At 73.1% G+C, this 26,227-nt stretch carries 20 protein-coding genes; 13 read left to right on the forward strand and 7 right to left on the reverse strand.

Going from position 1 to position 26,227, the window contains the following annotated elements:
- The first annotated feature begins 10 nt into the window (after positions 1-10).
- The 3 genes from WMF43_RS07280 to WMF43_RS07290 all read left to right on the forward strand — a co-directional run bounded on the left by WMF43_RS07280 (position 11) and on the right by WMF43_RS07290 (position 4,091).
- Positions 11-1,003: a DUF362 domain-containing protein gene (locus tag WMF43_RS07280; RefSeq protein ID WP_437678548.1), complete on the forward strand. Its 993-nt coding sequence runs from the start codon at positions 11-13 to the stop codon at positions 1,001-1,003.
- Positions 1,004-1,008: 5 nt separating this feature from the next.
- Positions 1,009-2,865 (forward strand): 4Fe-4S binding protein, encoded by a 1,857-nt coding sequence (locus WMF43_RS07285; RefSeq protein WP_437678550.1) that lies wholly within the window; start codon positions 1,009-1,011, stop codon positions 2,863-2,865.
- Positions 2,866-2,951: 86 nt separating this feature from the next.
- Complete coding sequence (locus WMF43_RS07290) at positions 2,952-4,091, forward strand: hypothetical protein (protein ID WP_437678552.1); 1,140 nt, start codon at positions 2,952-2,954, stop codon at positions 4,089-4,091.
- A 267-nt stretch (positions 4,092-4,358) separates the two neighbouring features.
- Here the strand turns inward: WMF43_RS07290 and WMF43_RS07295 are convergent, their stop codons facing one another.
- Complete coding sequence (locus WMF43_RS07295) at positions 4,359-6,002, reverse strand: ABC transporter permease (protein ID WP_437678554.1); 1,644 nt, start codon at positions 6,000-6,002, stop codon at positions 4,359-4,361.
- A gap of 204 nt (positions 6,003-6,206) precedes the next feature.
- On the opposite strand from WMF43_RS07295, the gene WMF43_RS07300 reads away from it, so the two are divergent.
- From WMF43_RS07300 to WMF43_RS07315, 4 genes are all read left to right on the forward strand, one after another.
- Positions 6,207-8,093 (forward strand): serine/threonine-protein kinase, encoded by a 1,887-nt coding sequence (locus WMF43_RS07300; RefSeq protein ID WP_437678556.1) that lies wholly within the window; start codon positions 6,207-6,209, stop codon positions 8,091-8,093.
- A gap of 81 nt (positions 8,094-8,174) precedes the next feature.
- Entirely contained in the window at positions 8,175-9,557 is a 1,383-nt protein-coding gene (locus tag WMF43_RS07305; protein WP_437678558.1) for a CCA tRNA nucleotidyltransferase, read from the forward strand.
- 338 nt (positions 9,558-9,895) lie between these two features.
- On the forward strand, positions 9,896-11,233 hold the full coding sequence (locus WMF43_RS07310) for a hypothetical protein (protein ID WP_437678560.1): 1,338 nt from the start codon (positions 9,896-9,898) through the stop codon (positions 11,231-11,233).
- Between the two features lie 110 nt (positions 11,234-11,343).
- Positions 11,344-11,592 (forward strand): hypothetical protein, encoded by a 249-nt coding sequence (locus tag WMF43_RS07315; protein ID WP_437678562.1) that lies wholly within the window; start codon positions 11,344-11,346, stop codon positions 11,590-11,592.
- 103 nt (positions 11,593-11,695) lie between these two features.
- On the opposite strand, the gene WMF43_RS07320 is transcribed toward WMF43_RS07315, so the two are convergent.
- The 4 genes from WMF43_RS07320 to WMF43_RS07335 all read right to left on the reverse strand — a co-directional run bounded on the left by WMF43_RS07320 (position 11,696) and on the right by WMF43_RS07335 (position 17,231).
- A complete protein-coding gene (locus WMF43_RS07320) occupies positions 11,696-12,967 on the reverse strand; it encodes a guanine deaminase (protein ID WP_437678563.1) in 1,272 nt (423 codons plus the stop codon).
- A complete protein-coding gene (locus tag WMF43_RS07325; protein ID WP_437678565.1) occupies positions 12,964-13,602 on the reverse strand; it encodes an SH3 domain-containing protein in 639 nt (212 codons plus the stop codon). Before WMF43_RS07325 ends, WMF43_RS07320 begins: the two co-directional genes overlap by 4 nt.
- Positions 13,603-13,720: 118 nt before the next feature.
- Complete coding sequence (locus WMF43_RS07330) at positions 13,721-14,821, reverse strand: formylglycine-generating enzyme family protein (RefSeq protein WP_437678567.1); 1,101 nt, start codon at positions 14,819-14,821, stop codon at positions 13,721-13,723.
- 13 nt (positions 14,822-14,834) lie between these two features.
- Entirely contained in the window at positions 14,835-17,231 is a 2,397-nt protein-coding gene (locus tag WMF43_RS07335; protein WP_437678569.1) for a sulfatase, read from the reverse strand.
- Between the two features lie 272 nt (positions 17,232-17,503).
- Here WMF43_RS07335 and WMF43_RS07340 point away from each other — a divergent pair, with 272 nt between their 5' ends.
- Positions 17,504-18,091 carry a Uma2 family endonuclease gene (locus tag WMF43_RS07340; RefSeq protein ID WP_437678571.1) on the forward strand — a complete coding sequence of 196 codons (588 nt, stop codon included), beginning with the start codon at positions 17,504-17,506 and terminating at the stop codon, positions 18,089-18,091.
- Positions 18,092-18,235: 144 nt separating this feature from the next.
- Here the strand turns inward: WMF43_RS07340 and WMF43_RS07345 are convergent, their stop codons facing one another.
- Both WMF43_RS07345 and WMF43_RS07350 read right to left on the reverse strand, forming a co-directional pair.
- Positions 18,236-18,433, reverse strand: coding sequence for a hypothetical protein (locus tag WMF43_RS07345; RefSeq protein ID WP_437678573.1), 198 nt, complete (start codon positions 18,431-18,433; stop codon positions 18,236-18,238).
- Positions 18,430-19,401 carry a GAF domain-containing protein gene (locus tag WMF43_RS07350; protein ID WP_437678575.1) on the reverse strand — a complete coding sequence of 324 codons (972 nt, stop codon included), beginning with the start codon at positions 19,399-19,401 and terminating at the stop codon, positions 18,430-18,432. The genes WMF43_RS07345 and WMF43_RS07350 overlap by 4 nt, the downstream gene beginning before the upstream one ends.
- 329 nt (positions 19,402-19,730) lie before the next feature.
- Here WMF43_RS07350 and WMF43_RS07355 point away from each other — a divergent pair, with 329 nt between their 5' ends.
- The 5 genes from WMF43_RS07355 (at position 19,731) to trpA (ending at position 26,106) form a co-directional block, all read left to right on the forward strand.
- A complete protein-coding gene (locus tag WMF43_RS07355) occupies positions 19,731-20,912 on the forward strand; it encodes a zinc-binding metallopeptidase family protein (RefSeq protein ID WP_437678577.1) in 1,182 nt (393 codons plus the stop codon).
- A gap of 590 nt (positions 20,913-21,502) precedes the next feature.
- Positions 21,503-22,546 carry an anthranilate phosphoribosyltransferase gene (gene trpD, locus WMF43_RS07360; RefSeq protein WP_437683961.1) on the forward strand — a complete coding sequence of 348 codons (1,044 nt, stop codon included), beginning with the start codon at positions 21,503-21,505 and terminating at the stop codon, positions 22,544-22,546.
- Positions 22,539-24,038 (forward strand): bifunctional indole-3-glycerol-phosphate synthase TrpC/phosphoribosylanthranilate isomerase TrpF, encoded by a 1,500-nt coding sequence (gene trpCF / locus WMF43_RS07365; RefSeq protein ID WP_437678579.1) that lies wholly within the window; start codon positions 22,539-22,541, stop codon positions 24,036-24,038. The genes trpD and trpCF overlap by 8 nt, the downstream gene beginning before the upstream one ends.
- A gap of 53 nt (positions 24,039-24,091) precedes the next feature.
- Entirely contained in the window at positions 24,092-25,285 is a 1,194-nt protein-coding gene (gene trpB, locus WMF43_RS07370) for a tryptophan synthase subunit beta (protein ID WP_437683962.1), read from the forward strand.
- On the forward strand, positions 25,282-26,106 hold the full coding sequence (gene trpA, locus WMF43_RS07375) for a tryptophan synthase subunit alpha (RefSeq protein ID WP_437678581.1): 825 nt from the start codon (positions 25,282-25,284) through the stop codon (positions 26,104-26,106). Before trpB ends, trpA begins: the two co-directional genes overlap by 4 nt.
- Positions 26,107-26,227: the final 121 nt, after the last annotated feature.

Here is a 26,227-nt window from a genome sequence, read left to right on the forward strand (position 1 = left end):
GGCGAGGGCCATGGGTGACATCTCTCGACGTGAAGTGCTGCGTCGGCTCGGCGCGGCGGGCCTCGTCCTCGGGGGCGCGGCCGGGATCGGGGCGGCCCGCTGGGACCGCGGCGGCACCACCGCCGCCTCCACCGAGCGCCCGCAAACACGGGACTACCGGCTCCGCGACGCGCCCGCCGAGGTGCCCCAGCTCGTCGTCGCCCGCGCCGGCGCGGAGGCCCTCGCCGCCGGCGCGCCGGACCCCGCGGCCCTCGTCCGCAAGGCGGTGGACGCGCTCGGCGGGATGCGCCGCTTCATCTCGCGCGGCGACATCGTCGTCGTGAAGCCGAACATCGGCTGGGATCGCACCCCCATCCACGCGGCCAACACCAACCCGAAGGTCGTGGCCGAGGTGGTGCGCCTCGCGTACGACGCCGGCGCCAAGAGCGTCGTCGTGACCGACGCCTCGTGCAACGAGCCGAACCGCTGCTTCCAGCGCTCCGGCATCTGGAAGGCCGCCTACGACGTCGGCGCCGAGGTGGTCATCCCCGCGGAGCACCGCTTCCGCGGCATGCGCCTGAAGGGCGAGGTGCTCGACGACTGGCCGGTTTACACGCCGCTCGTCAACGCGGACAAGGTGATCAACGTCCCCGTCGCGAAGCACCACAACCTGTCCAAGTACACCGCCGCGATGAAGAACTGGTACGGGGCGCTGGGCGGCCGCCGGAACCGGCTCCACCAGAACATCGACGTCTCGATCGCCGATCTCGCGACGTTCATCCAGCCCACCCTCACGATCGTCGACGCGACCCGCGTCCTCATGCGCAACGGGCCGCAAGGCGGCAACGTGGCCGACGCGAAGGACATGCACACCGTGATCGCGACGACCGACCAGGTCGCCGCCGACGCGTACGGCTGCCAGCTCATCGGACGAAAACCCGAAGAAATTCCTTATCTCAAGATGGGCCACGAGCGGGGTCTGGGCACGATGCACTGGCAGAACCTGCGGCTCGCCGAGGTGTAGTACTCATGGCAACTCCCGATTCGACGCCGGCCGCGCCGGCGCCCCGCCCTGCCGCCGCGCCGGCGGCGGCGGCCCCCGGGGCCGCGCGGACGGCCCCCTGGACCGCGCTGCTGCGCAAGGCCGGATCGATCGTCCGGCCCGCGCCGAAGCGCCGGCCCGGCTCGGGGCTGCCGGCGCGCAAGACGATCCAGGTGCTCGTCTGGGTGCGCCGCGCGGTGCAGGCGGGGTGCCTCGGGCTGTTCCTCTACTTCCTGTTCCAGACCGGCTTCCGCGGCTCGTTCACCTCGTCCGAGGCGCGCGTCCGCCTGCCGCTCCCCGTCGAGGGCTTCCTGCTCGCCGACCCGTTCGTCGGCGCGATGACCCTGCTCTCGACGCACACCGTCTACCGCGGCCTGCTCTGGTCGCTCGGGATCCTCGCGCTGACGCTCGTCTTCGGGCGCGTGTTCTGCGGCTGGATCTGCCCCTTCGGCACCCTGCACCACTTCTTCGGGTGGATCTTCCCGTCCCGCTACGGGAAGGGCGGCAAGCGCGTCGAGGCCAACAAGACGTACTCGCGGCAGCGGGTGAAGTACTACCTGATGTACGCCTTCCTCGCGGCCAGCGTCGCCGGCAGCGTGATCGGCGGCCTGTTCGACCCGATCTGCGTGGCGGTCCGGGCGATCGGCCTCGCGGTCATCCCGGCGGCGCAGTACGTCGCCGGCGTGGTGACCGGCACCGCGACCTCCGCCGGGAGCCGGCCGGTGCAGCTCGCCGCGGATCACGCGCAGGATTTCCTGGCCGGGACCGTCTGGCAGACCAAGCAGTTCTATTTCCACCAGACCTGGTTCATCGGGATCCTGTTCGTCGGGATCCTGTTCATGAACCGCTTCATCCCGCGCTTCTGGTGCCGCGTGCTCTGCCCGCTCGGCGCCTTCCTCGGGGTGTTCGCGCGGTTTGCGCTCTTCGGGATGCAGAAGGACCACGCGAAGTGCACCGACTGCAACCTGTGCCTCGTGCACTGCCAGGGCGCCGACTCGCCCCAGGGCGGCGTGAAGTGGCGGCAGGACGAGTGCCACATGTGCCTCAACTGCGAGAACGCCTGCCCCGAGGACGTCATCAAGTTCCGCTTCCTCCCGAACCGGAAGAGCGCCCTCGTGACGCCCGACACGGGCCGCCGCACCGCCCTCGCGACCGCGGCCGCCGGCGCGGTGATCATCCCGACGGCGCGCATCGCCGACGTGCTCGACGCGAACTACGACCACCGCGTCATCCGGCCGCCGGGCTCGGTCGAGGAGCGCGAGTTCCTGGAGCGCTGCATCCGGTGCGCCGAGTGCATGAAGGTCTGCCCGAACAACGCGATCCACCCCGCGTTCTTCGAGGCGGGCATCGAGGGCATCTGGACGCCGATCGTCATCCCGCGCATCGGGTACTGCGAGCACTCCTGCGTCCTCTGCGGCGACGTCTGCCCGACCGGCGCGATCCAGAAGATCACCGAGGAGCAGAAGATGGGCGTCGGCCAGAAGCCCATCTCGATCGGCACCGCGTTCTACGACCAGGGGCGCTGCCTGCCCTGGTCGATGAGCGTGCCGTGCATCGTCTGCGAGGAGTTCTGCCCGACGTCGCCCAAGGCGATCTGGGTCGAGGAGGTCGACATCCCGAAGCGCGAGCCCGTGGCCGCGGAGCACGGCAAGGAGCCGCCGATGAAGATGGTCCACGTGCAGCGCCCGCACGTGGATCCGTCGCTCTGCATCGGCTGCGGCGCGTGCGAGAAGGTCTGCCCGGTCCAGGACAAGCCGGCGGTCTACGTCACCAGCGTCGGCGAGACCCGATCGAAGACGAACGTCATCCTCCTCGAGGACACCGACTATAACAAGCCGTCGTGACCAGGGCGCGCGGCCTCGCCACACCGTCATCCTCATCTTCACCATCGTTCATCCATCCCGCGCGATCACGACAGGAGGCAGCTCGGGTGCGCACGCTCCGCTTCTATGGGACCCTCTCGCTGGCCGCGCTGTGGGCGCATGTGGGCTGCGGTGAGCCGTTCACGGCCGGCCCCGCGGCCGCTACGTCCTCCTCGGGGAGCGGCGGCAGCGAGGGCGGCGCGGGGAGCGAAGGGGGGGCGGGGGGCGCGTCCTCCTCGGCCAGCTCCACCTCCTCCTCGGCGGGAGGGGGGGGCGCGGGCGGCTGCGAGGCCTGCAAGGAGGGGGAGTTCTGCACGGTCACCGAGACGTGTTTGCCGTGCAACGATCGCCGCGGGGTGCTCTCGTTCGGCCCGCTCACGGAGATCGACGTCGAGGGGACGGAGCCGTCGTTCCCGCGCGTGCGCGCGGAGGTCGGTGAGGACGGGGCGACCCAGCGGCTCGTCTACGTGGCCCGGTTCGGCGGCGCGAGCGACACGGACATCGCGACGGCCACGGGGAGGCCCTGGACCGGGGGCGAGGTCCTCCCGAGCGAGCAGATCAACACCGATCGGCCCGAGTCGGGTCCGCTCCTGCTCCCGGTGGACGTGGCCCTGCCGATCGGCGACATGCCGCCGGGCTCGCTGCTGTTCGATCAACGCCTCCCCGGGCCGGGCAGCCTGCCGTCGGTGTTCACCGCGGACTTCCCCGAGGGCGCCCGCGTGGAGCACGTCGATGAGCTCTTCGTGGACGCGGGGAGCCACTCGGTCGCGGTCGCCCACGCCCTGAGCCCGGTTCGGTACTGGTTCATGAGCATCCACCAGGACAGCGGGGGGACCGTGAGCCGGCTCTTCACCAAGCGCGCCGGCGGCCCCGCGGTGCAGCCGGTCGACATCAAGCTGCCGGGCGGCTGTCCGGCGGAGGGCGCCGACCTCGCCCCGTGGGTGACGCCCGACGGCAGGCTGCTCTTCTTCCAGGCGCCCTACAGCGCGCTGGGCGACTGCGCGCAGGCCGTCGTCCTGCGGAGCTTCTACGTGAAGCTCGGGGAGGACGGGCTCCCCGCGAGCGATCTGCCGGCGACGATCCTGCTGCCGAACGAGCCGCCGAGGGTCGCGGTCAAGACGCCGTCGCTCTCGCCGGACGAGTGCACGCTCTTCGTGGCGTCCAACGTCGGCGGGGCGCAGCGGCTCTACTCCGCGGCGCGACGGTAGCAGGTCGTCGGGAAGGCGCTCGGCGGTCGCGCGGGAGGGAGCGCCGAGCTGACCGGCCCCCTGGGAGGGTGGCCGCCGCGCGGCGCTGGGGACGGGCTGAACTCGCCTTGGACGTCGTGTCCCCTCCGTGCTGCGCACTCCGGAGACACGACGTCATCCGGGCTCAGACAACAGCCCGTCCCCAGCGCCGCGCGGCGGCCACCCTCCCAGGGGGCCTACCGCCAATCAAACGGATCCACGGCCCCAAGAGGCGGGCGAGGAGCACGGTCACTGCGAGCGGAAGCCGTCGGCGGGGCGGAGCCACGCGGCGTAGAGGCTCGGCACGATCGTGGCCAGGAGGCAGATCACGATCGCGATCACGCCGGTGAGCACGAACTCGTGCGGGCGGACCTGCACGGGGAGGCGGGAGATGAAATAGACCTTCGGATCGAGCGGGAAACCGTAGACCAGGAGGCCCTTGCAGACCGCGACGCCGAGCAGGAGGCCGAGCGTGGTGCCGGCGACGCCGATGATGCCGCCCTGGTAGAGGAAGATGCGGAGGATGGCGAAGTCCGTCGCGCCCATCGCCTTGAGGACCGCGATCTCCTTCTTCTTGTCGAGCACCACCATGATCAGCGTCGCGATCACCGTGAACGCCGCGACCACGATGATGAGCATCAGCACCAGGCTCATGCCGATCTGCTGGATGCGCAGCGCCGTGAAGAGCCCGTGGTTCAGCTCCTCCCAGTCCATCGTGTAGTAGAGGCCGTTGCTGAGCAGCTTGCTGATGTCGCGCGCGATGTCGCTGGCGTTGTCGATGTCGTCGACCTTCATCTCGACGCCGGTCACCGTGTCGCCGTGGTCGTAGAAGGCCTGCGTCTCGTAGAGATCGGCGTACGCCAGCTTCGTGTCGTACTGCTCGAAGCCGGCCTCGAAGATCGCGATGACTCGGAACCGCTTGGCCACCGGGGGCTTGATGGCGCCGTTCGAGAACGAGAAGCCGATCGTCGGCGAGGTGACGGTGACGCACTGGCCGATGTCGAGGCCCAGGTTCTTCGCCAGCGTCGCGCCGATGACGATGCCCGGCATCTTCGCGATCTTCTCCTTGTCCGCGCAAGGATCCGGATCGACGTCGGCGGGCAGCACGTCGTCGTCCGGGAGCACGCTGCCGTAGCCGCCCTGCGGCTCGATCGAGCCCTGCGGAGCGCCCTCGGCGACCGCGGCCTCCTCGGGCGCAACGTCCGCCGCGCTCCCGTCGCCCTCGGCCGCTTCGACGCCCGCGGCCGCCTCGGCGCCCTTCGCCGCGGCGGCGCGCTCGTCGTCCTGGATGCGCGCCTCGTACGCCCGCAGGAGGTCGAGGTTCCTGCCCTCCTCGTCGCGCTCCGGCTCGAGCGCGCCCCGCGCGCCCGCGTCCTGCTCCAGCTGGGGAACCGGCGGGAGCGCCGGCGGCTCCGCTCGCTCGGCAGGCTTGGCGCCAGGGCGCCGCAGGCCGGCGAGATCACCGCCAGGCAGGATGTGGCGGGGAAGATCGAGCACGGGCGTGAAGGTGTTCCCGGAGCCCACACCGAGGCTCCGGGCCGGGTCAACGCCCTTCACGAGCACGCCAGTCGCCGTGGCGTCGCCGTGCGTCAGCATCATCGGGTTGATGCTGAAGGGCGCCACGCCGACCACCCCCGGGACCTTGGCGACCTGATCCATGACCGATCGATATTCTCGAAAATCGGTGGAATATTTGATCACCAGGACGTGGGCGTTGACGCCGAGGACCTTGTCGCGGAACTCCGCCTGGAAGCCGCCGGTCACGCTCATCACGGTCGCGAGCGCCGCGACCCCGAGCGCGACCCCGAGGATCGCGAACGTGGTGCCGACCGAGATGAACGCCCGCTTCTTGGAGCCGAGATATCGCAGCGCGACCTCGATGGGGTAGCTCATCGCGGTGCCCTCCTAGCAGAACGCGGCGCGCGCGGCACGCGCGGCACGCGCGGAACGCGCGGCACGCCAGCGGCGCGAGGACCGGCGCGACGGACTTTCGCGAGGGGCGCTCGCTGGGTCTCGCTTCCCGGGCAGGACGCCTGCTAGAATCCGCCTCTGCCGTGAAAACGGCGTGTGGCGTGCACCTCTGCCCGCGAGCCTTTCATGAGCGCCACCAAAAACGAGCACCAGACCGCGCGCAGGAGATCCGCCAGCAACGAAGCGGGCGCGCTCGATGAGTCGCCGGCGTCGCGACCCACGCGCCCCACCGGCATGGCCGGCGTGCCGCGCTCGTCCCATGTCGAGGCCGCGCCCCCGCCGCCCGAAGAGCCGGAGAGCTCGGCCGACGACGTCCCAGTGGACGTCGACGTCCGGCCGTCGAGGTCGGGATGGGTCGAGGGGCCGGCGAGCGAGCAGGTGCCCCAGAACCTCGCCGCGCCGCCGCCGCTGCGCCGGAACACCCCGCGGCCCGTGCGGATCAGCGAGCCCGGCGGCGACGAGCACGAAGGGCGCATGACCCCGCCGCCCATCAGCGAAGGGGAGCCCTCGCTGGAGATCCCGCCGCCGGACGAGGTCGAGCCGCGCGAGCGGCGGCCGCCCGGGGCCAAGGATCCGTACATCGGCACGACCTTCGACCACCGCTACAAGATCGAGCGGCTGCTCGGCGAGGGCGGGATGGGGTACGTCTACCTCGCCCGCCACAAGGTCATCGACAAACGCGTCGCCGTGAAGGTGCTCCGCGCGGAGCTCGCGCGGGACCGCGAGATCTTCGAGCGCTTCGTGCAGGAGGCGCGGGCCGCGTCCAGCATCGGCAACCCGCACATCGTCGACATCTCCGACTTCGGCGACCTGCCGGACGGCTCCACGTACTTCGTGATGGAGTACCTGGAGGGCATCAGCCTCGCGCAGATCATCGACTCTCCGAACGAGCTGCCGATGGACAAGGTCTGCCACATCGCGCTGCAGCTGTCGGCGGGCCTCGCCGCGGCGCACGAGGCGGGCATCATCCACCGCGATCTCAAGCCGGACAACGTGTTCGTGGTGTCGCGCGGCAGCGATCCGAGCTTCGTGAAGATCCTCGACTTCGGGATCGCGAAGGTGTCGACCAGCACCACGACCAAGCTGACGCGCGCCGGCGCGGTGTTCGGGACGCCGCACTACATGTCCCCCGAGCAGGCCGCCGGCGCGCCGATCGATCACCGGACCGACATCTACTCGCTCGGCGTGATGCTCTACGAGCTCGTGAGCCGGCAGCTGCCGTTCAACGCCGACAACTTCATGGGGATCCTGACGCAGCACATGTACAAGGCGCCGGTCCCCATCCGCGCGCTCGTCGGCGGGCCCGACTGCCCGCCGGGGCTCGAGGCGGTCATCCTGAAGTGCCTCTCGAAGAAGCCCGAGTCGCGCTACCAGACGATGAGCGATCTCCACGCCGATCTGGAGCGCGTGCGGTCCGGCGGCGTGCCGGGCGCGGTCGCGGAGATGATGGCGCGGTCGGGCGGCTTCAACGTGCCGCACGACTACTTCAAGACGTCGAAGGTGATCGTCCCGGCGACGCCGCCGTCGCCGCCGCGCTCGCCGTGGCCCCGCTACGTGTGGGTCGCGGGCGCGGCGGCCGCGGTGGGGATCGTGACCGCGATCTTCGTCATCGGCGGGAGCTCGAACGGCCACAACCGCGTGCAGCAGCCGCCGCCGCGGCAGACGGCCGAGCCCCCCGCGGAGCGGCCCGTCGCCGAGCCGCCGCCGGTCCAGAAGACGGCGGTCGCGCTCGCGGCCGTGCCGGAGACGGCGGTGGGCTACCGCAACGGCGTGGAGTTCAAGCTGCCCGCGATCATCGACGTCGCCCAGGGGCAGGCGATCACGGTCGACATCCGGGCCGAGGGGTACATCGCGAGCACCGTCGTCCTCGACGGCTCCGAGCCGAGCAAGCTCGTGAAGCTCGAGGCCGAGGAGAAGGGCCAGAAGCCGAGGCAGGGCGGCGTCCGCGCGCCGCCTTCGCCGCGGCCTCCGAAGTCGGACGTCCGGGATCCCTGGGCGGGCCAGAAGAAGTAGCGGGGACCGCGCCGAAGGAGGAGCAGGAGGGCGCGCGCTCTGCGCTCCCCCGCTCCCTTCGCCTCGTGATAAGCCGCGGGGGTGACCCGGATCGATCACCTCATCGACGTCGTCCCCGAGGACGTGCTCGGCATCTGCCGCCGCCTGCGCGAGCGCGGCAAGCGCGGCTGGATCGTGGGCGGCTGCGTGCGCGACCTGCTCCGCGGGCAGCCCGCGAAGGACTGGGACGTGGCGACCGACGCGCGGCCGGAGGAGGTCATGGCCGCGTTCCGCAAGGTGATCCCGACCGGGATCCAGCACGGCACCGTGACCGTGCTCGTACGCGGCGTGCCGTACGAGGTCACGACGCTGCGCGGGGAGGGGGCGTACACCGACGGGCGGCGGCCGGACCGCGTCGAGTTCGTGGACGACATCACGGCCGACCTCGCGCGGCGCGACTTCACGGTGAACGCGATCGCGCTCGACCCGGTGGACGGACACCTCATCGATCCGTTCGGCGGCCAGAGGGACCTCGAGGCGAAGGTCATCCGCGCGGTCGGCGACCCGAACGAGCGCTTCGCCGAGGACGGCCTGCGGGTGATGCGCGCGGCGCGCTTCGTGGCGACGCTGGAGGGCTCGCTGGATCCCGAGACCGAGCGCGCCATGAGCGCCCCGCGGTCGCACCAGACGTTCCGGTGCGTGAGCGCGGAGCGGGTGCGCGACGAGTGGCTCAAGGCGATGCGCGCGCGCCGCCCGAGCGCGGCGTTCGAGATCATGCGCCGCACGGAGCTGCTCGCGATCACCTGCCCGGAGATGATGGAGTCGGTCGGCTGCGAACAGAACCGCTGGCACGCGTACGACGTCTGGGGCCACGCGATGGCCTGCCTCGACGCGTGCAAGCCCGAGCCGATCCTCCGCGTCGCGGCGCTGATGCACGACATCGGCAAGCCGAGGACGCGCGAGTTCTCCGAGAAGACGAGCGATTACACGTTCTACGAGCACGAGCGGGTCGGCGCGGAGATGGCCGATCCGATCCTCGCCAGGCTCCGCTTCTCGAACGAGGAGCGCGCGCGGATCGTGGCGCTCATCCGGCACCACCTCATCTGCTACGACGACAGCTGGACGGACGCGGCGGTGCGGCGCTGGCTGCGCCGGGTGACCCCGGCGCTCGCGCCGGACCTCTACGAGATCGGCGTCGCCGACGCGCTCGGCAAGGGGCGCGAGGTCACGGAGGACATCGCGTCGATAGGTCGGCTCCGGGCGCGCGTGGAGGCGCTGCTCGCCGCGGGCGCGGCGCTCTCCGCCAAGGACCTCGCGGTGAACGGCAACGTGCTGATGAAGGAGCTCGGCGTCCCGCCCGGCAGGCTCATCGGCGAGATCCTCGAGCGGCTCGTCGAGCTCGTGACCGAGGAGCCCGAGGCGAACACGCCCGAGCGGCTGCTCGAGGCGGCGCGCGACATCGTGGTTTCCAAGCGCGCAAATTAGTACGTTGTCGGCCAAGCTCGCGTAAGGGGCGCCGAGGCATCGCCGAGGTGGACGGCCCCCGGCGGCCACCCTCGCCGGGAACCTCACATTTCGTGGGATCTGGGCGTGGATGGGGGGCCGCGTCCGTCCACGCGAGCTCGGCTGACGTATCGCTCCTTGGGGGAGCCTGGCCCAGAGCGCGAGTCGATCGGTCGCGGACAAGGTACCTGGACCGACACGGGTGGTCTGTTGTCTACCTCCGCTCAGACTCCAAATTTTCATTCCAAGGACGTCCACCGGGGCGTGTCTCTGGTAGCATCCTCGCTGCGCATTATCGCGCCCCCCATTGGGAGGTCATTTTGAAGCTCTCGACGAAGACGCTTGTTGCGCTGGTTGGTTCGGGTGTTCTTGCGGCGGCATCCATCGGCGGATGCTCCGGCGGCAATGGTGGAGATACGAGCTCCGGGAGCAACAGCGCTGGCGGCGACGGCGGCAGCGGCGGCGGCGGGACGACCGGGAGCGGCAGCGGGGCGACCGGGAGCGGCGGGAGCGATTTCCCCGACGAGGGCGAGGGAGGGGGGCCGCCGTGCGGCGTTCAAACGGCGGTGGCCGATTACCAGCAGCGGCCGGCCGACATCATCTTCGTCATCGACAACTCGGAGAGCATGACGGAGGAGATCGAGAGCGTTCAGAAGAACATCAATCAGAACTTCGCCTCGATCATCGCGGCGAGCGGGATCGATTACCGCGTGATCATGCTCTCGAAGCACGGGAGCGCCACGGGGGAGCAGTCCGTCTGTATCGAGGCGCCGCTCGGGAGCGGCCCCTGCGATCCGGTCCCGCAGACGCCGAACTCGAACGCGCCGCACTTCTACCAGTTCGACTATGAAATCGGCAGCCTGGACTCGCTCTGCCTCGTCCTCGACACCTTGAAGGGCGGGAAGCAGCCCCGGAACCAGCCCTTGCCGAACGGCTGGTCGGAGTGGCTGCGGCCCGACTCGCTGAAGGTGTTCGTCGAGATCACGGACGACGGCGCGGATTGCGAGACGATGACGCTCGGCGAGAACAACATCGACCTTTACGATCTCGACGACGACCTGCCGGAGAACGAGAACGTCGAGGGGGGCGCCGCCTCGGCGGAGAAATTCGACACGGCCCTGACGCAGTTCGCGCCAGAGCTCTTCGGCACGCAGGCCGCGCGCAACTACATGTTCTTCAGCTTCGTGGGCATCAAGGAGAACACGCCGGCGACGACGCCCTGGCCGCCGGAGGAGCCCGCCACCTGGCAGCAATGCCGCCCCGGCTCGGTCGATCCCGGGACGACGTATCAGACCCTCAGCGTCATGACCGGCGGGCTGCGCTACCCGATCAACCAGTACGACACCTACGATGCCGTCTTCGAGGCCATCGCCGGGAGCGTGATCTCCGGGTCCAAGCTGTCCTGCGAGGTCACGGTGCCGGAGCCGCCGTCCGGACACGCGCTCGATCTCGCGACGATGAAGCTCCAGTTCACGCCGAGCGACGGCGGGGAGGGGGTGATCCTCGAGAAGGTGGACAGCCCCGACGCGTGCTCGGAGAGGGCGTTCTACGTCGAGAACGAGCTGATCAAGCTCTGTCCGGACACGTGCACGTTCGCGCGTCAGGACAACGCCGCGAAGCTCGAGGTCATCTACGCCTGCTCGGCCGAGACCGACTGACGGCCGAGGGGGCTCGAGCGCGCGGCCGGACGAGGACGAGCGGCGGCGCAGGATGACAGACGGCAGGCGCGGGGCCGCCGGGCCCGCGCCTGCTATCCTGCGCAGCTCCCATGCGGATCGAGGTGGCGTGCCGTGCCGGTCACGGCGGAAGCGAGGAGCCCGAGGCGTTCACCCTGGGCGAGCGCCGCGTCCGGGTGACCGAGATCCTCGACCGCTGGCCCGGCGTCGATCATCGCTACTTCAAGGTGCGCGGGGACGACGGCGCCCGTTACATCCTGCGGAGAGACTTCGAGATCCTGGTCTGGGAGCTGGAGGTCTACGAGGCCGCGGACGAGGACGCGCCGCAGCGGCCACGGTAGCCGGTCCGGGCTGCACACGCGCTGGCAGCGCTCCCGCACGCCGCGCGGCTCCCGCATGCCCTGCCGCGAGGGCGCCGCCCCGGGAGGCCGGCGCAGGCGCCGCTCAGAAGGGATACACCGCCTTCCCGCGCACGAAGGCGCGCTGCACCGACACCGCCTCGGACGCGAAGATCAGGTGGTTCAGCGCCTCCTCCTCGCCGGCCACGTGCTCGGGGAAGCGGACCACCAGGAAGTCGGCCTCCTTGCCCGGATCGAGGCTCCCGATCACATGCCCGAGCCCGAGGGCGTCCGCGGCGCCCTGCGTGGCGGCGACGAACAGCTCGGCCGGCGTGAGGCGGTCGCCGAGGCAGAGGGCGTTGTCGAAGGCGCTCGACATGCTGCGCCGCATGTCGAAGCTGCGCCCGGCGCCCACGTCGCTGCCGAGCGCGACGGGGACGCCGCGGGCGCGCGCCTCGGACAGGCGCATGCGCCCGCTGCCCAGGAAGAAGTTCGAGTCGGGGCAGTGGGCGATCGCCGCCCTGGTCTCGGCGAGGCGATCCCACTCGCGCGGCGCGAGGTGGATGCCGTGCGCGAGCACGGCGCGCCCCGAGAGCAGGCCGACGCGGTCGTAGACGTCGACGTAATCGCGCGCCCACGGGTGCTCGCGCAGCGTGGCCTCGCCCTCCGCGGGGCTCTCGGCGACGTGCGTCTGCACGAGCAGCCCGTGGTCCGCGGCGAGCTGCGCGGCCGCCTCCATCAGGCCGCGCGAGCACGTCGGCGCGAAGCGCGGGGTGATCGCGAACTCGAGCAGGCCGCCGCCCGCGCCGTGCCAGCGCTGCACGAGGTCGCGGGCAGCCGCCATGGCCTCGTCGCGGGGGACGCAGAGGGGCTCCGGGCAGTTCTGGTCCATCAGGGTGAGGCCCGCGATGCCGCGGAGCCCGGCGCGCAGCAGCGCGTGGAACAAGAGGTCGGTCGCGGCGGCGTTCGAGCTGGAGAAGGCGACGCAGGTGGTCGTGCCCGACGCGAGCAGGCGGCGCGTGAACTCGGCCGCGACGAGCGCGGCGTAGCCGCCGTCGCGGAAGCGGGCCTCCTCGGGGAAGACGGACCGCTCGAGCCACTCGAGCAGCGCGCCGCTGGCGCTGCCGACGATGCGGGTCTGCGGGAAGTGGACGTGGGCGTCGATGAGGCCCGGGATCAGCACCGCGGGGCGCAGGTTGAGCACCGGCCCGGCGAAGGCGCCCGGGGAGAAGGGCGCGACGTCGGTGATCCGGCCGCCCTCGCCCACGACGAGCAGCGCGTCCTCCAGGAAGCGGACCGCGGGGCCGCCGGCCGCTGCGACGGGGGTGAGCAGGCGGCCGCGGTAGGCGCGGCGCGGGTCGGCGCGCGGCGCGCTCATCGGATCGCGATCTCGCTCCGGCGCGCCCAGCCCATGACGACGTTGTCCCCGTCGTTCTGCGCGACGAGCGCCCACCCGCCCGCCTCGCGCATGATCATCACGAGCTCGCCCGCGGCGATCGCGCCGACCCGGGACCCGTCCGCCCGCGGCTCGTCGAGCAGCGTGATGCCGCGCTCGGCGATGCCCAGCTGAAAGCGCCCGGCCGCGCCCGGCGCCTCGGCCTCCTCGTCGCTGTCGAGCGCCGGGTCCTCGGCGCGCGGCGACGGCAGCGGCTCGGCGTCGTCGCGCTCGTCGAAGCGCGGCCGCGGCTGGCCCGGGGGGCGCGGCGCGAGGAGCCGCGAGAATTTGGCGGCGCTCTGCATGGGTGCTGGCGCGCCGTCCAGGCCGAGCGCGCGCAGCAGGACCGGCGTCGCCGGGAACAGCGCGACGGCGGCGGCCGCGAGGAGCAGGAGACCGGTGAGCCGATCCAGCCGGCGCGCGCGCGGCGCTGCGGCCTGGGCGGCGGGCGCGGCGCCCGCGGCGGATGCAGGCGGCGCCGCCGGGGCGGCGGGGCGCGAGCCGGCGCGCGCGTCGCGGGCGTCGCGGGCGTCGCGGGGGCCGGGGAAGGCGCCCTGTCCGGCGGGGGAGTCGTCCATCAGCGCAGAGGATACGCGCTGTGACGAGCGCGGTCGACCGGACGGCCCCTCGCGCGCGCAGCGCGGCAAAGGCGGGAGCGCGCAGCGCGGCAAAGGCGGGAGCGCGCAGCGGGCGGCGTCAGCGGAGCTCGCGCGGCAGCGGGGCGGAGGCCGGGTCGCCCGAGGCGGCGCGGTCCGCCGACGTGCCGTCCGCGTCGCGCCCGGCGCCGGGGTCGGCGCAGCAGCGGAAGCCCTGCTGGTAGAACATGTGGTTCTCGTCGTGTGATCGAGTCGAGGGGCGGCAGCGCGTGCGCACGGGGCCCCAGTAGCCGCCCTTCAAGATGGAGGGCCGCTCGCCCTCGCGGACGGAGCGGGTCCACTCGTCGACGTTGCCGGTCATGTCGTAGACGCCGAACGGGCTGCGGCAGCGCGGCTGCATGCCGGAGGGTACGCCCTGCCAGAGCCGATCCATCTCGGCCATGGCCGCGGGGCCGCTCCGCGGGCGCAGCGCGGTCTCGATGAACGGGCGCCACGGCTGGTCGACCACACACGCCTCGGGGTCGCGGACGTAGCCGTAGGGGTACGGGCGCGCCTCCTCGCCCTCGCACGCGAAGGTCCACTCGGCCTCGTCGCAGAGGCGCTTGCCCTCCTCGGCGCAGAGCTCGTTCGCCTCGTAGTACGAGACGAGGATGACCGGATAGACGCCCTTCTGGTTGGGGTACTCGTAGCGATCGATGCAGAAATGCATCGGCTTCGTGTCGAGATCCCTCGACATCTCGAGCCACCTGTCGCGATCGAACTCGGCGCACCGCTCCGGGTAGTCGCGGTTGATCCAGTGCTTGCAGGTCGTCCGCTGCATCTCGTCGATGGAGCGCAGGTCGCCCTGGGCCTTCGGCGCGGGGTCGAGCTTCATGAGGCCGGAGACCTCGACCATGCCCCGCGCGCAGGCGCCGCGGTTGCCCTCGATCTGGTCGGTCGCCTCGCGCGTCTCGGCGGGGGACGACGCGATCTGCCAGTGGCGATCGCGCACGAGCCGCCACTCGAACCGGAGGCGCCGCGGCAGCGCCCCCGTGATGGCGCCCGCGGCGAGCGTGAGCGGCACGCGGGGCGCCTCGGCGAGCCGCGCCACGAGCAGCGCGAGCGACGTGATGCCGACCGCGAAGCCGACGCCCGCGGCGACGCGCAGCGCCCTCGCGCGGGGGGGCGTGGGCTTCCGCGTCGGAGGGGCGAACTTGTGCATGCTCCCTCTGACTTTACTGCGCGGGAGACTCGAACGCAGACAACTTTTCGCGGAGGCGCAGGAGCTCGTCGGGGCGCGCCTCGGAGAGGTCGCGGGTCTCCCGGGGGTCGGCGTCGAGATCGAACAGGAGGAGCCGGTCCCGCTTCTTCCGCTTGAGCGCGATCAGCTTGAGCTGGCCGTCGATGATCGCGGCGCGGCGGGCCGTGCGGGCGAACACCGGCCCGCGGGGCGCGGGCTCGTCGCCGGCCGCGATCGCGGCGAGCGAGCCGCCCTCGACGCCCGCGGCCTCGGCGCCGGCGAGGGCGAGCACGGTGGGCGCGATGTCGGCCGTGCTCACCGGGTGCGGGTAGCGGCCGGGCGCGGCGCCCGGGACGGCGAGGACGAGCGGGACGCGGAGCGCCTCCTCGTAGAGCTCCACGCCGTGCCCCGCGGCGCCGTGCTCGCCGAGCCCCTCGCCGTGGGAGCCGTGGACGAGGATCGCGGCGCGGCCGGCGCGGGGGCCCCTCGCCACGGCGTCGAGCAGGGCGCCGAGCTGTCGGTCGACGAAGGCGATCTCGCCGTCGTAGGCGGCCGTCCTGCCGGCGCCGAAGCGGATGCCGGGGTGGCTGCGGTAACGCTCGTGGGCGTCGAAGAGGTGCAGCCAGAGGAAGACCGGCTGGGGGCGCTGGGCGTAGCCGTCGAGGATCTCGATGGCCTTCTTGACCGCGAGGTGCCCCGAGACCTCGCGCTCCGGGTGGGCCTCCCCGTAGACGGTCTCGAAGCGGTCGAACCCCTGATCGAAGCCGCGCTCCTGGCTGATCCACGTGAACGAGCTGACCGCGGCGGTGAGGTAACCCGCGCGCTTCATGCGCTCCGCGACGGTGTCGTTCTCGGGCAGCAGCGTGGGCCACTCGCGGCGGTCGCGCGCCGCGTGGTTCAGGCGGCGGCCGGTGACGAGCGGCGAGATCGACCGCTGGGCCTCGCTCGAGACCGCGTAGGCCCGCTCGAACAGCACGCCGCGGGCGGCGAGCTCGGCGAGCCGCGGGGTGGTGTCGCGGTCGTACCCGTAGGCGGAGGTGTGGTCGGCGCGGACCGTGTCGAGCGTGACGAGGAGGATGTCGGGGCGCTGTGGCGCGGGCGCGGCGGGGGCGGCGGGTGCGGCGGGTGCGGCGGGCGTGGTGGTGGGCGCCGGCGCGGCGGGCATGGGCGTCGGCGCGGGGGCGGGCGCGGCGGCCGCGGGCGTGTCGCCCACGACCAGCGCCGCCGCGACCACCGCGCCGCGCTCGGCCCGCGCCGCGGGCGCGGCGGGCGGCGCTCCTGCGGGCAGGCCCGCAGCCGCCCACGCCGGTCGGACGGCGTCCCCCTGGATCGCGCCGCTGCAGTCCTGATCGAGGCCGTCGCCCGGGATGTCCCGCGCGCCGTGGTACCGCGTGGGGTCGCCCTCGTCGCAATCGAAGCCGCCGAAGTGCGAGCCCATCCCGTCGCCGTCGCGGTCGGTCCACCGCTCGAGGGCGCCGAGGAGCGTGGCCGCGAGCCCGCCGCCGGCGCGCACGGCCTGGCCGAGCGGGGGGAACGACTCGATCCGGGCGGTCGCGGTCATGAGGACCAGGGCCGCGAGCGGGACGCCCGCGAGGCCCGCGGCGCGGCCGACGGCGGCGCTGAGGTCGACGCTGGAGACGAGCGCGGTCGCCACGAGCGCGATCGCGCCGTCGACGATGGCGGCGCGCACGGCGGCGCCGGCGTCGTCCGCCGCGCCGCCCGCGAGGGCGGCGAGGGGCGCGAAGGCGGCGACGAGGGGGAGCACGCCGATGGCGGCGCCGGCGACGGCGAGGATCCACGGCTTCACGCCGCGGGCGGCGAGGCGGTCGCCGAGCGCGACGAGCCGCTGGGTGAAGAGCGCCGCGGCCGCGACGCCGGCGAGGCCGAGGACGCCGAAGGTGGCGCCGGCGAGGCCGCGGTGGTGGGTCGTCGCCTTGAGGAGGGCGGCGAGGGCGGCGAGCACGGGCAAGGCGACGCCGATCCAGAGGGCGACGCGGAGGACGGCGAGCCGCTCGGCGCCCGCGCCGACGATGCCGCGGAAGCCGCGGCCGGCGGCGCGCGCGAGGATGAGCGCGAGCGTGACGAGCGGCAGCAGGATGGCGGTGCCGACGAGCAGCCCGTCGAGGAAGGACGCGCCGGCGCGGGCGGTGCGCAGCGCCGTGGGGACGGCGGAGAGCGACGCGACGCCGAGGCCGAGCACGCAGGCCTCGCCGAGGCGGGTGGTCCAGGCGCTCGGGCGCGGGGCCGGCGGCGCGGAGGGGGGCGGGACGGACCGCGCCGGCGGGGCGCTCGAGCGGGCGGGCGGCGCGCTCGGCCGGCGCGGCGGCGGGGCGCTGTCATGGGGGCCGGCGGCGCTCGGCGGCGGCGGGGGACCTGGTTCGGCGGTGATCATGGGCACGCGGGGAGGAGGGCCGCGCGGCCTCCTCGCGAGGGCCTGTCGTGCCTGCTGCGAGGTCGTGCGCCCTTGGCGACGAGGGGCCTACCATCGGCGTGCGGGGCCGGAAAGTAATCTGCGGGAGCGCGCGGCCGAGGGCGGGCGGGGGGCAGGTGAGCGCGCGGCGGGCCCGCGGTCGTCGTCTGCGGTGGAGCCCGCGCGACGCTCGAGGGGGGCCTGGCGAGGGCGTGCTGGCAGGATTCTGGCAGCCGCGGCATGATGCGAAGGCCGTGTCGCTCCCCGCGCGCAAGCTCGCCACCATGGACGATTTGCTGGCCATCCCCGAGGCGCAGCGCTTCCATGAGATCATCGACGGGGAGCTCGTCCCGAAGGCGATGCCTTCGCCGAAGCACGGCGGCGCCCAGGCGTCGCTCGCCGGGATCGTGTTCCGGCCCTACAACCGCCGTCCGGGAGGTCGCTGGCCCGGGGGGTGGTGGTTCGCCACCGAGGTCGAGGTCCGGTTCGAGGAGCACGAGGTCTACCGTCCCGACGTGGTGGGGTGGCGGCGAGATCGCCTCCCCGAGCTCCCCGAGGAGACGCCGATCTGCGTGCGGCCCGACTGGGTCTGCGAGGTGCTGAGCCCCTCGAACTCGCGCAATGATCTGGTGAAGAAGCTGCGCACGTACCAGCGGTGCCAGGTGCCGCATTACTGGATTGTCGATCCGAGGAACGAGCTGCTCACCGTGCATCGCTGGATGTCGGATGGGTACCTGAACGTGCTCACGGCGGAGCGGGGCGAGCGGGTCAAGGCAGAGCCGTTCGACGCGGTGGAGTGGTCTGTCGGGGTGCTCTTCGGGGACGACCCGGACGAGGAGTAGCGTCCGCGGGAGCGGCCTTATTCATGCGTTTTGCCCGTGCGCGTCGCGTGGGCGCATCGTGTCCTCTCGCTCGAGCAATCCGGACGGGTATCGAGCACATCACACGATTCAGGCACGGAATGTGATCCTCGCTCCCTCCGTGCTCTATTCGCGCGGGAGGATCTCGCTCAGCGCGCTCTCCAGCCGGCGCTCGATCTCGGGGTCGTCGAGCGCGGGCGTGATCTCCTCGGGCACGACGCGCGCCCGCATGATGACGCGCGCGTAGATGAAGGCGCCGCGCGCGCTCGGAGGGTTCCGCTCGCCGAGGCAGGAGCGGAGCAGCTGGTACGCTCTGCCCTTCATGACACCTCTGCCCGCGCGCGCTCGACGCCGGCGATGATCCGGCGCACGGCGGCGGAGGCGGTCTCGTGCGCCTCGAACGCGTCCCGCACCACGAGCGCCGCCCTGGCGGCGGCGCCCTCGTCGAGCGTGCCCTGCAGCACGCCCTCGGCGAGGCGGACGAGCGGCGCCGCCTCGACCAGGTCCCGCGCGAGAGAGCGCGTCGCCAGGGCGATCTCCGCGGCCGCCTCGGCCGGGGAGGTGCGCGCGAGGGCCGCCGCGTCCTCGGTGAGCTCCTCCACGATCGCGACCATGTCGCGGTAGCAGCCGACCGCCGCGCGCAGGTCGTCCGGGCTCAGCGCGGCCGGGGGCGCCTCCGTCAGCGTCGCCGCCGCGCTCTGCGCCCCGGCGAGCACCGAAGCGATGGCCCCCAGCGCGGTCTGCAGCGAGCGCGCGGTCTGCTCGAGCCGGGCGAGGCGCTCCTCCGCGGCGAGGCGCGGCGGCGGCGCGTCGCCCTCGATGGCCTCGATCCGCGCGACGACCTCGGCGGCGAGCTGCGCGAGGCCCTCGACGACGTGCTGGCCGAAATCGCGCGGGGCGCTGTCGATCACGCACAGCGAGCCGACCACGTGCCCGCGCACCCGGAGGGGCACCCCCGCGTAGGCGCGGATGCCATACTGCTCGACGAGCTCCGTGGGCACACGCGCGTCGTGCAGCGCGTCGTTGACGACGAGCGGCGCCTCGTCGCGGACCACGAGCTGACAGAAGGAGTTGCTCCGCGACGTCGCGCAGCTCACGCACAGCTCGGGCGGCAGGCCGCGGTGCGCGCGGAACAGCTGGATGTGCCGGATGACCAGGCTCACCAGCGCGATCGGCGCCCCGGCGAGCTCGGCCGCCCGCGCCACGCAGGCGTCGAGGAGGGCGTCCGCGTCGGCGCGCAAAAGGACGTGGTGCAGCTCGGCGAGGCGGGCGGGATCGTTCAGATCGGCCATGGATGGACGGGTGCCCTTGCCCGGGCGAGGGGAGGAAGGCGAACGCCGAGCGGCGCCGGGGTCCACGCCCGGAGCGGAATAGTACCGCGCGCCTGGCGGTGCGCACCCTCGGCGGCCCACCGGATGGAGAGGAGAGGACGGCTTTTCTGCCACACTGGGACACTCCGCGACATCCGCGCGGACCGCCGTACCGGGCCGGCGCGGCGCTCGAGCTCGCTTCCTGCGCGCGCGGTCGTGCCCCTCGGGTGGACCTCACGCCGGCTGGGTCTGGCATATCGCTTGCGGACGGCGCGGCGAGGAGACCGGCCCCGTCGAGGGCCTCCCACCCTATGCCCACGTTCGAGAACCTGAGCACGCGCCTGCGCAACCTCTGGAAACCGCGCAAACAACCCACCGCCTCGCGCGCCTACCGCTGCCAGTGCGGCAGGCCGGTGTTCTTCCGCAACAGCGAATGCCTGGCCTGCAAGACGCCGCTCGGTTACGAGACCGAGCACGCCAAGGTGCTGCCGCTCCAGCGCGGCCCGGGCGAAGGCACCTTTCAGCTCTGGCAGGACACGCCGGGGCCACGGCAGCTGTACCGGCGCTGCGGCAACTTCGACACGGCGGCCGGCTGCAACTGGCTGATCCCGGTGCAGGAGGGGGAGGCGCCGGCGCTCTGCGCGGCGTGCCGGCTCAACCGCACCATTCCAGACGTCAGCAATCCCGAGCATCAGCGGCTGTGGGCCCGCATCGAGGTGGCCAAGCGACGGCTCGTGTCACAGCTGCTCGCGCTGAACCTGCCGGTCAAGTCCAAGGTCGGCGAGGACCCGGAGCGCGGTCTGTGCTTCGACTTCCTCGCCTCGCTGCCCGACGGCCCCAGGGTGATGACCGGCCACGCCGACGGCGTGATCACCTTGAACATCGAAGAGGCGGACGATCCCACGCGCGAGCGCATCCGCGCGGCGATGCGCGAGCCTTACCGCACGCTGCTCGGGCACTTCCGGCACGAGGTCGGCCACTACTACTGGGACCGGCTCGTGCGCGACTCCGGCTGGCTCGCGCCGTTCCGGGAGCTGTTCGGCGACGAGCAGCAGGACTACGCCGCGGCGCTGAAGGCCAACTACGAGCAGGGCCCGCCGGCCGACTGGCCGCAGCGCTTCGTCAGCGCCTACGCCAGCATGCACCCGTGGGAAGACTGGGCCGAGACCTGGGCCCACTACCTCCACATGGTGGACACGGTGGACACCGCGCTCAGCTTCGGCATCGACGCCGACGAGGTGGAGATCGAGGCCGATCCCTGGACCGCCGACGCGCTGTGGCGGCCGGACCACCCGACGGCCGAGAGCTTCCTCCGCTTCCTCAACGCCTGGGTGGAGCTGACGGCCGTGCTCAATGAGATGTCGCGCAGCATGGGCCAGCATGATTTCTACCCCTTCGTGCTGCCGCGCGTCGCCGTGGCGAAGCTGCAGTTCATCCACCTCGTCGTGAACGGAGCTCCCGTCCCGGCGTCCGCCTCGGACCGGGCCGCCTGACGGGACTCGACGGATCCCCGGTGTTCCTTGCGAGAGGCGAGAATCTGACGCCAGGGCGAAGAGACGCGAGGGACGCGAGGGACGCGAGGGACGCGAGGGACGCGAGGGACGCGAGGGACGCGAGGGACGCGAGGACCTGAATCAAGAGCACGCCGCGCCGCAGACACCCGCGCGCGCACGACCACGACCACCACCACGACAGAGCTGCAGAACCGACGAGGTGCGCGCGGAACCCGCTTGACCCACCTCGCCGCCGCAAGGTATGTTGATCCCATGCCCCGCGCGCTCCCCGCGTCCAGCGCTCGCTCCCGCTCCGAGGCGTCCGCCCTCGGGACGGCGCCGCGCGCTGCGGTGCAGGTGGCGTCGCGCGCGGCCGGGCTTCGCTGGTGGCGCTGGTGGTCTACCGAGGCGGGCCCCGACAACGGGTAACGAGCCTCCCTGGGGGAGGCCGACCTGAAGGAAAAAGGAGGCCCGCCGAACAACGGTGGGCCTCTTCGTTTTTGTCCGCTATGCAGGGCGCCGCAGTCTGGAGTTCGAGCCGCGAGAGGCAGTGTTTCAGGGACGGCCGTGAAGATGAGGAGCGAACCATGATGCATGCAGTGATCGACGCGCTCTGCGCGGGCGTGGATCTCTCGGCGGAGCAGGCCGAGGCCCTGTTCCGCGACGTGGTCGCGGGGGCGCTGACCGAGGTCGAGCTCTCGGCGCTGCTCGTCGCGCTCAAGGCGAAGGGCGAGACGCCCGCCGAGATCGCGGGCGCCGCGCGCGCGCTCAGGGCGGCGTCGGCGCCGTTCGAGCGGCCTACTTACGCCTACGCCGACTGCTGTGGCACCGGCGGCGACGGCCAGGGGACGGTCAACCTGTCGACGGCGGTCGCCTTCGTGACGGCCGAGGCCGGCGTCCCGGTCGCCAAACACGGCAACCGCTCGGTCTCCTCCCAGTGCGGCTCCGCCGACGCGCTCGAGGCGCTCGGCGCCCGGCTCGACGCGCCGGCCGAGGTCTCGCGCCGCGCCCTCGACGAGGTCGGGTTCTGCTTCCTCTTCGCGCCGCAGTACCACTCCGGGCTCCGCCACGCGATGTCGGTGCGCCGCGCGCTCAAGGTGCGGACGATCATGAACCTGCTCGGCCCGCTCGTGAACCCGAGCGCGCCGCCGATCCAGGTGATGGGCATCTACGACCCGGAGCTCGTCGCCCCCGCGGCGCGCACGCTGGGCATGCTCGGGTGCCAGGCGGCGCTCGTGGTGCACGGCGGCGGCCTCGACGAGATCGCCCTGCACGCGCCGACGCGCGCGGCGCGGCTCCGCGACGGGGTCGTCGAGGAGCTCACGATCGAGCCCGCGGACGCGGGCGTCTCGCCGGCGCCGATCGAGGCGCTCCGGGGCGGCGGCCCGGCCGCGAACGCGGCGTGGCTCCGCGGCCTGCTCGACGGGCGCGGCGAGCCCGCGCACCAGGACGCGGTGGCGATCAACGCGGGGGCGCTGCTCTGGATCGCCGGGCGCGCCGGGAGCCTGCGCGAGGGCACGGCGATGGCCCTCGACGCGCTCCGGACCGGGCGCGCCGGCGAGCGGCTCTCGCGGTTCGTTGCGGCGAGCCGCGAAGCTGGCAAAGAGGCGCGGAAGGAGGCGGGCCATGGCTGATCAGGGGAGCGTGCTAGCGCGCATCGTGGAGCGGAAGCGGGCGGACGTGGCGGAGCGGCAGCGGCGGACCCCGCTCGCCGAGCTCCGGGCGAGCGCCGCGCCCACGTCGCGGAGCCTCCGGCGCGCGCTCTCCGCGCCTGGCGCGCGGTTCGTCCTGGAGTGCAAGAAGGCCTCCCCGTCCGAGGGGCTGATCCGGCCGGACTTCGATCCGGGCGCGGTCGCCTCGGCGTACTACGGCGTCGCCGACGCGGTCAGCGTGCTGACCGACGAGCCCTTCTTCCAGGGGAGCTTCGAGATCCTCCGCGCCGTGCGCGCGGTCGTGGACGTGCCGATCCTCTGCAAGGACTTCGTCGTGACGCCCTACCAGGTGGTCGAGGCGCGGGCGCACGGGGCGGACGCGATCCTGCTCATGATGTCGGTGCTCGACGACGGGACCGCGCTCGCCTGCCTGCGCGTCGCCGAGTCGCTCGGCATGGACTGCCTCGTCGAGGTCCACGACGAGGCAGAGCTCGCGCGCGCGCTCCTCCTGCCGGCGCCGGTGCTCGGCATCAACAACCGCGACCTCCGGACGCTCAAGGTCGACCTCGCCGTCTCCGAGCGGCTCGCCCCGCGCGTGCCGGCCGACCGGATCGTCATCGCGGAGTCGGGCGTCGAGTCGCGCGCGCACGTGGAGCGGCTCGCGCCGCTGGTCGACGGGTTCCTCGTGGGCACGTCGCTCATGCGCAGCCCCGACATCGCCGACGCCGCGCGCGGGCTGGTGAACGGCCGCGTGAAGGTCTGCGGCCTGACCCGGCCCGGCGACTCGCGCGAGGCGGAGCGGCTCGGGGCCCGCTTCGGCGGCCTGGTCTTCGCCGAGGCGTCGCCGCGGCGCGTGACCCGCGAGCAGGCCGAGGTCGTCGTCGCGACGGCCGCGGGGCTGCCCTTCGTCGGCGTTTTCGTGAATCAATCCAAGGAGTTCGTGGCCGACACGGCGCGGGCGCTCGGGTTGCGCGCCGTGCAGCTGCACGGCGACGAGGACGCCGCGTTCGTGGCGGGGCTGCGGCGCGAGCTCCCCGAGGGCTGCGAGGTCTGGAAGGCGGTCCCGATGGCGCCCGCGGGCGAGGCGGCCGGCGCGGCCGGCGCGGCAGATCCTGCCGGCGGCGCGGCGGGGGCCGCGGGCGGCGCGCGCGCCGACGTCGACCAGGGCGTCGACCGGCTCGTGTTCGACACGCGCACGGCCGAGGCGCGGGGCGGCACCGGCCGCACCTTCGCGTGGAGCGCGGTCGAGGGCCACCCGGCGCTGCCGCGCGGCCTGCTCGCGGGCGGGCTCAACCCGGGCAACGTCGCCGCGGCGCGCCGGGTGGGGGCCTTCGCGCTCGACGTGAGCTCGGGCGTCGAGCGCGCCCCCGGCGAGAAGTGCGCCGACCTGCTCGTGCAGCTGTTCGACAACGCGCGCGGCCCCTCCCGCCACGGCCCCGAGGCCGCGGCCTCCCCGGGCCGCCCCTCCCCCTGACGGAATCCCCCGAAGCACGCACCCACGCATCACCGACGATCGAGGCAATGACCATGGAGCAAAGCGGCCGCTTTGGCGCCTTCGGAGGCGCCTATGTCCCGGAGATCCTCGTACCCGCGCTCGAGCAGCTCGAGCGCGCGTACCTGGAGGCGCGCGGCGATCCGATGTTCGCGGCGGAGTTCAACGCGCTGCTGACGACCTACGCGGGGCGCCCGACGCCGCTCACCCGGTGCCGCAACCTGAGCGGCGACCCGCGGGTCCGGGTGTACCTCAAGCGCGAGGACCTGCTCCACGGCGGCGCGCACAAGACGAACCAGGCGCTCGGCCAGGGGCTGCTCGCGCGGCGCATGGGCAAGCGGCGGCTCATCGCGGAGACCGGGGCAGGCCAGCACGGCGTCGCGACCGCGATGATCGGGGCCTTGCTCGGGCTGCCGACGCGCATCTACATGGGCGCGAAGGACGTCGAGCGGCAGAAGCTCAACGTCTTCCGGATGCGCCTCATGGGGGCCGAGGTGGTGCCGGTGACCTCGGGCTCGCAGACGCTGAAGGACGCCCTCAACGAGGCGCTGCGCTACTGGACCGAGAGCTACGAGGACACGCACTACCTGATCGGGACCGTGGCGGGGCCCCACCCGTTCCCCACGATCGTGCGGGACTTCCAGTGGGTGATCGGCCGCGAGGCGCGGGCGCAGATCCTCGAGACCGAGGGGCGCCTGCCCGACGCGGTGGTCGCGTGCGTGGGCGGCGGCAGCAACGCGATGGGCATCTTCTCGGAGTTCATCCCGGACAAGGACGTGGCGCTCGTCGGGGTGGAGCCCGCCGGCCACGGGCTCTCGACCGACAAACACGGCGCGACGCTCCTCAAGGGCCGCCCGGGCGTGCTGCACGGGTCGGAGACCTACATCCTGCAGGACGAGCACGGGCAGGTCGCGGAGACACACTCCGTCTCGGCGGGGCTCGACTACCCCGGCGTCGGGCCGGAGCACGCGCACCTGATGACGTCGGGGCGGGCGACGTACGTGGCGGCGACCGACGACGAGGCGCTCGCGGCGTTCCAGGAGCTCGCGCGGAGCGAGGGCATCATCCCGGCGTTCGAGTCGGCGCACGCCGTCGCGCACACGCTGAAGATGGCGGCCGAGGCGGCGAAGGCGGGGCGGGAGACGGTGCTCGTCGTGAACCTGTCCGGCCGCGGAGACAAGGACATGGAGCAGGCGCAGAGGCTGCTCGACCCCGGGAGGACGACATGAATCGGGAGCCGGTGACGACGCGCTACGACGGCGTATTCGAGGGGCTGCGGCGGCGCAACGAGGGGGCGTTCATCCCCTTCCTGATGCTCGGGGACCCCGACCTCGCCACGAGCGCGCGGCTGCTCCGCGCGGCCGTGGAGGGCGGCGCGGACGCGCTCGAGGTCGGGATCCCGTTCTCGGACCCGATCGCGGACGGCCCGACGATCCAGGCGGCCGCCGTGCGGGCGCTCGAGGCGGGCGTCCGGCCGGCCGACTGCCTCGAGCTGTTGACGCGGTTCCGGGCGGAGGTGAAGGACGTCCCGGTCGGCATCCTGACGTACGCGAACCTGGTGAAACACCGCGATCTGAAGGCGTTCTACGCCGGGGTGGCGGCGGCCGGGGTCGACAGCGTGCTCGTCGCCGACGTGCCCGTGCGGGAGTCGGATCCGTACGTGGCGGCGGCGCGCGCCGCGGGCGTGGCGCCGGTGCTGATCGCGCCCCCCAACGCCTCGGAGGCGACGCTGCAGCTGCTCGCGGAGCGGTGCGCCGCGTACACCTACTGCGTCGCGCGCAAGGGCGTGACCGGGGCCGACGAGCAGCTGCGGCTGAGCCACGGGGCGATCTTCGAGACGCTGCGCCGCTTCGGCGCGCCGCCGGCCGTCCTCGGGTTCGGGATCTCCAAGCCCGAGCACGTGCGCGACGCCCTCGGCGCCGGGGCGTCCGGCGTCATCAGCGGGTCCGCGGTCGTCCAGCGGGTCGCGGCGCACCTCGGCGATCCCGAGGGGGCGGCGCGCTCCGTCGCGGGCTTCGTCCGCGAGATGAAGGCGGCGACGGCGCGCTGAGGCGGGGACGGCTCGCCGAGCGGGGGACGGCGCGCTGCACGTGCGGCCCGCCGCCTCCCGGACGGCTCGCCGCGGGGCGGGACGCGCTCGCTGCATCCGCCGCGCGGCTCGCTGCACGCCG

The organism is Sorangium sp. So ce131, assembly GCF_051519095.1.
Lineage (GTDB): Bacteria > Myxococcota_A > Polyangia > Polyangiales > Polyangiaceae > Sorangium.